This is a genomic window from Pseudomonas sp. PME37.24/025 (assembly GCF_055556615.1).
In genome coordinates, this window is sequence record NZ_JBVHNK010000404.1 from 1 (window position 1) to 249 (window position 249).

The 249-nt window shown below is 43.8% G+C and carries 1 protein-coding gene; it reads left to right on the forward strand.

The window, feature by feature from the left end; all coding sequences use genetic code 11:
• Window positions 1-249: hypothetical protein (locus ACZ3HH_RS30850; RefSeq protein ID WP_465810489.1), on the forward strand; the 249-nt coding region annotated here is incomplete at both ends.

Below are 249 nucleotides of genomic sequence, written 5' to 3' on the forward strand. Positions count from 1 at the left end.
TTTCAAAACCGATATCGGCAATTACCTGGGCGCCAATTCCACTTTTTCTGCCAATGTGTATGTGAATAATTCCGCCGTACCTATCTGGTCTGCGAGTTACACGCTTGGTCTGCAAAAACCTAATTTTTCCTATGACTCTACTTATAATCCCATGACTTTTACGTCGACAGGTCAGAGCCTGGGCACATTCAGTGGTGGCTTGGTTGGTACCGGCCATGTTGGTTATTACTCGTATACAAGTTTTGAATA